Source organism: Neptuniibacter sp. (genome assembly GCF_024231755.1).
Taxonomy (GTDB): Bacteria; Pseudomonadota; Gammaproteobacteria; order Pseudomonadales; family Balneatricaceae; genus Neptuniibacter.
In genome coordinates this window covers 1-5,428 of record NZ_JAAEQH010000093.1, presented here as the reverse complement: position 1 = coordinate 5,428, position 5,428 = coordinate 1, and the positions used below count along the sequence as shown (strand labels likewise).

Annotated in this window: 3 protein-coding genes; 2 read left to right on the top strand and 1 reads right to left on the bottom strand. The window is 44.6% G+C overall.

Annotation, left to right across the window (positions count from 1 at the left end):
- Positions 1 to 73: 73 nt before the first annotated feature.
- Positions 74 to 583 carry a transcription elongation factor GreB gene (greB, locus tag GY843_RS04310; RefSeq protein WP_297306897.1) on the top strand — a complete coding sequence of 170 codons (510 nt, stop codon included), beginning with the start codon at positions 74 to 76 and terminating at the stop codon, positions 581 to 583.
- On the opposite strand, the gene GY843_RS04305 is transcribed toward greB, so the two are convergent.
- A complete protein-coding gene (locus tag GY843_RS04305; RefSeq protein ID WP_297306895.1) occupies positions 580 to 1,515 on the bottom strand; it encodes a sensor domain-containing diguanylate cyclase in 936 nt (311 codons plus the stop codon). The two genes, greB and GY843_RS04305, sit on opposite strands and share 4 nt — an antisense overlap.
- Positions 1,516 to 1,748: 233 nt before the next feature.
- Here GY843_RS04305 and GY843_RS04300 point away from each other — a divergent pair, with 233 nt between their 5' ends.
- Complete coding sequence (locus GY843_RS04300) at positions 1,749 to 5,141, top strand: EAL domain-containing protein (protein WP_297306893.1); 3,393 nt, start codon at positions 1,749 to 1,751, stop codon at positions 5,139 to 5,141.
- The last annotated feature ends 287 nt before the right edge of the window (positions 5,142 to 5,428 follow it).

Genomic DNA, 5,428 nt, shown 5'->3' with positions numbered 1-5,428 from the left:
TGTCCCGTTTTTATCGGCTAAAGGCTAGAATCCTTTACCCTAACTTAATAAAAATTAAGAGAATATTTTTCATATGGGAAGATGGCGTCCACCCCAGCCTCGTAGTTCGAAATACATCACCGGAGAGGGCTACAAACGCCTAAACGATGAGCTGAAGTACCTCTGGAAAACTAAACGCCCGGAAGTGACTCAATCCGTTAAAGAAGCGGCCGCTCAGGGTGATCGTTCCGAAAATGCTGAATATATCTATGGCAAGAAGCAGCTACGTGAAATTGATCGCCGTGTTCGTTACCTATCAAAACGACTAGAAGATATGGTTGTTGTGGATCGCGCACCGGATCCAGATAAACGGGATACCGTGTTCTTTGGCGCATGGATCACCCTACTGGATGAAGATGATCAGGAAAAACGTCACCGTATTGTAGGTCCTGATGAGATTAATGCAGGTTCTGACTACATCAGTATGGATTCACCGTTGGCACGCTTGCTTCTCAAAAAGCAGCTAGGTGATGAAGTCTGCCTAGAAAAACCAGACGGTAATGAAGTCTGGTACGAAATTGTGAAAGTAGAGTATGAACCTTAAGCCCTTTTCTTTTGATACATACGTATATCTGCCTGTTCTAACCAGTAATCAATATCTTTTTCAGGATCATCAAGCATCACCCCTCCTATACTGACTTTAAGCTCCTGCTTGTTAAGCCCTCCTGTAATTCGTTGAACTACAGACTCCAGCTGCTCTTTATCATTTACAGCAATTAACATAACGAATTCATCGCCCGATAAGCGAGCGGCAACATCATCTTCACGGACAACACTGAGCATTGATGCCGCCATGCTTTTTAGTGCGTCATCACCCGCGGCATGGCCATTAACATCATTTATCTGTTTCAGGCCATCCATATCCATATACAAAAGACCTAATGAGATATTTGAACGCTTTGCCAGGGCTATATACTGAGCTGCAACCGTATTAAATCCCCTACGGTTATAAAGCCCGGTCAGCTCATCCGTCATCGCCAGATTAGAGATCATGTGGTACTGATGCAGAATCTCCAGATCGGCCTCAATAAGCCCCCTTAGTTCGCCTAATAGGTCAATATAATCCCGACCATAATCTGTATTCTCATAATCCATTACACAGATTGTTCCAAACGGTACACCATCCGGCCAATACACAGGAAAACCCAGATATGAGCGGAATCCATCATTCACAACTTCTGGATTGGTATCCCAAAACGGGTCTGTTGGAGCATCCTTTACATAAAGCGACGCCTTCTCCTCAACGACTTTACGGCAAAATATATTGGTATCTTCTTCAATTAAGACCCCCGCATCATAGGGGTTACTTTCCTGCTCGCTGGAGATAACTACCTGATAGCCGCTAGGCCCTCTTTGCACAATGAAACCCGCCGGGGCACTAAATACCCTGGCCATAACATCCACAGTTTTTTGCCACTTTTCCAATGGAGCCAGCGCTTCTTTCTCTTCAAGTATCCAGTGATCAGCATCAATCATGGTCTTCTCTTCCTCTCGCCTGACCTTCATATCTCAGTTATGACAGTTAAGCGACGCGATAGTTGTTTTTATTTTTCCGCACATTGAAAATATAACCACTTTTTGGATATGGGAATAGATACTTTAGAACAGATTTCTCTCCCAAGTCATTCACACACTTATTACTTATTGCTGTACTAATTAAGCCTGCGTTACATTAGCAACAATAGATCTTGAAATCGGCTATATCATCTATGCGCCCCAATACTTACACCTCCCGCACTTACTACATTTTTGGCAGCGCATTACTCCTGCTTATTTTTACGGCATCTTACTTTCTTTCAAACAAAATCAGCGAGTTACAGCAGCAACACCTGCAACATGTCGCTGAAGACATGAATAATGATGTAGGGAGACTCATAGACGCTAAACGAAAGAGCACCCTAGCCCTCACGCTATCTCTGGCAGAAAGTCAGAATATTAAGTCGATACTACTCGACCCTGTGATACAGGCGGGGATGAATCAGACAACCAAACACCTTTCCGCTGAACTTAGAAAGCATACTAAGTATAAAAATGTATGGGTTCAGTTAATCGACAAAGAAGGTATCAGCCGCAGCCGAAGCTGGGTCAGAAAGTATGGTGATCAAATATCACAAGTCAGAGCCGATGTACGACAGATGATGGCTTCACCTCAGGTTATGGAAACCATCAGTACCGGCAAGTTCACCATGAGCTTCAAATCGATGGTACCCATCTTTGAGAATGATGAATTCATCGGCATGGTTGAGGTAATCACCCACTTCAACTCCATTATCAAAGAGCTTCAACAAGCAGGGATCGACTCAGTGGTTCTGGTAGATAAACGCTACCGGGAACAATTAAGCAAAGCGATAAGCAAAACCTTTATTGAAGATTACTATGTCGCTAACTTCGACGTCCTGCCTGAACGAAACAGAGAGATTGCGGAGATAGGGATAAAACAACTACTCAGCAATAACTACCTGGCTCACAATGAAAATCTCCTGACCACCCATCGCATCCCCGACATTTTCGGTGAGGATATGGGCTATTTTATCCAGTTTGTTCCTTTAACAACCGTCAATAATACGGACTTAAATGCACTAATCCGCAATATCATCATCGCCGCACTCACGGTTATTTTAGTCATTCTCGCTATTGCTACACTTCTGCATCGCAATAAACAATTAATTGAGAGAGAAAAGTACTTCCTGCAAAGCGTGACCAATTCATCATCTGATCTGATGCTAATCATCAAACAGGGCAACATCACCAATACGAACAAAGCTTTCCAGCACCTGTTCCCTGACATGACCGGTCAGCATATCGAACAACTGATTCCATTCATCAATGACACCCGCTTTCTTGAGAAAGTGCACAAAGCCCAATGCTGGCAGAATCTACTAAGCGAAGAGCAGAACCAAGAGCAGGACCTGCGCCTTTCAATTCAAGATAAGGATTACTATTTCTCTCTGAATATTCAGCCCCTTACCGATCAGAAAGAACATTACGTCCTGCGCTTAATGGATATTACCGAACGAAAAATTTCTGAAGATAAGCTTCGCCTCTCTTCAAGCGTATTCACCCACGCCCGCGAAGGAATCATGATCACCCAAAGCGATGGGCGGATTATTGATATCAATGATGCCTTCCAAAATATCACCGGATACGCCCGTGAAGATGTTTTGGGAAAAACACCGAATATCCTAAATTCAGGCCATCACGGTTCAGACTTTTTTACTGTGCTTTGGCATGACATTAGCGAAAAAGGTTATTGGAGCGGAGAGCTGTGGAACCGTAAGAAAAATGGTGAAAGCTATGCCCAGATGCTGACGATCAGCGCTGTAGATGATCCAGACGGCGCTCGCTACTATGTAGCCCTATTCTCCGACATTACCGCTCAGAAGAAACAGCAGCAGCAACTGGAACAGATCGCTCACTTCGACCCTCTTACAGGGCTGCCTAACCGACGCCATATTACTAACCTATTGCATCAGGTAATGGCCAACGCGGAGACTAACCAGAACACTGTCGCAGTTTTCTATCTGGATCTAGACGGATTCAAAGCAGTTAACGACAACCATAGCCATGATTTCGGCGATAAGCTATTGCAGACTCTGGGAAACCGGATGACCGAAGCATTAGGTCCTAACGACATTATCGGACGAGTCGGCGGAGATGAGTTTATCGGCGCTCTGGTCAACCGCGCCCCAGATGTATCCTGCGAGCCAATTTTCAATCACCTATTAAAGCAGCTTGAGAAATCCGTTTATGTAAACGGCTACAAACTGCAGATATCAGCCAGCATCGGTGTTACCTATTACCCACAATCAAGCCCTATTGATGCAGACAAACTGGTTCGTCAGGCTGACCAGGCGATGTATCAGGCCAAACTGTCAGGAAAAAACCGTTTCCACATATTCGATGCTGAAAAAGACCTGCTCCTTAGAGGACGGCATGAGGCTATCGAGAACATTCGCCATGCTTTTGATAGAGACGAGTTTGAGCTGTTCTATCAACCGAAAGTAAATATGGCAACGGGAGATGTAGTTGGAGCAGAAGCCCTGATCCGCTGGAGACACCCAGAGCAAGGCATATTACTTCCTTCTCACTTTATCCCGACTATCAGCACACACCCTTTATCTGTAGATATAGGTGAATGGGTTATAGAAACCGCACTGCAGCAGATCGCCAAGTGGCAGAACTCTGGTCTGGAAATTCCAGTCAGCGTCAATATCAGCCCCCTACAGCTACAAGACCCGGAGTTTTCCCACCGACTGAAAAGCATTCTTGAGCAAAATCCAGAGGCATCTCCAGAAGCACTCCGCCTGGAAGTGATAGAAACCCACGCTCTGGAAAACCTCTCCGAAGCCCTTAACGCCATTACTGAATCTAAAGAGATGGGGGTTAGCTTTGCACTGGACGACTTCGGAACTGGTTATTCATCCCTTAGCTATCTCAAGCAACTACCCGTTGAAGAACTGAAAATTGATCGTAGTTTTGTTCAAGGAATGTTACTCGACCCAGAGGACCTGGCCATATTGGAAGCAACCTTGGGGCTGGCTAACACTTTCCAACACCACATCATTGCTGAAGGCGTAGAGACCGAAGAGCAAGGGCTACGACTGTTGCAACTGGGATGCGAAGAAGCTCAGGGGTTCTTTATCAGTAAAGCGATCCCAGCCAATCACCTCCCACGCTGGATCTCTGAGTGGAAAGCTCCTGAAAGCTGGCTGAAGCAGAAACCTCTTAAAACCAGAGATCTGATCATACTTAACAGCTCCACCAAACACAGAGTCTGGAGCGAAAGTATCAACGACTTTTTCTCCGGAGAGATCCACTGCGCTCCAGCGCATTTTGATCCGACAGCTTTTGAACAGTGGATAGTCAACCTACCACCGGAATATTCTCACATAAGAGAACCTGCAAATGGGTTACTCGCAAAACTAGTTAAGGCAAACGCACTGATATCGGATAGCGAGGCTTCAGAGCAGCCTCAATCCGATCTAAAACAGCTAAATCAGCAGATAGACAATAGATTTGAGAAGCTGATTAATCAGCTCAGTAAGAAGCAGGAAAGCCCTCAAGAGGACGAGCAGAATCCTAATATTTTTTATGATATTTGAGGGGGTTGGTTTGGGACTATTTGCAAGTGTTAGCTATCAAAGGAAAAGTTTATTTATGGTGCTTACGTGACTGTTAATAGTGCTTTGAAGAAATCATAATCACGCTAACAACACATTATTAAAAACAAATGGTTTTACGATATAAGCTGTAGTAGCTCAGACTTGATCTGACAGTTACCCGTTTCTATCTGGTGTCTGTCAGTTTAGATCTGGGCTAAATTCTTCTCTGCCCAAATCGATTTACCATCAAGCAATGTTTCCATTGGCGTTCTACCGCAGCATATTTT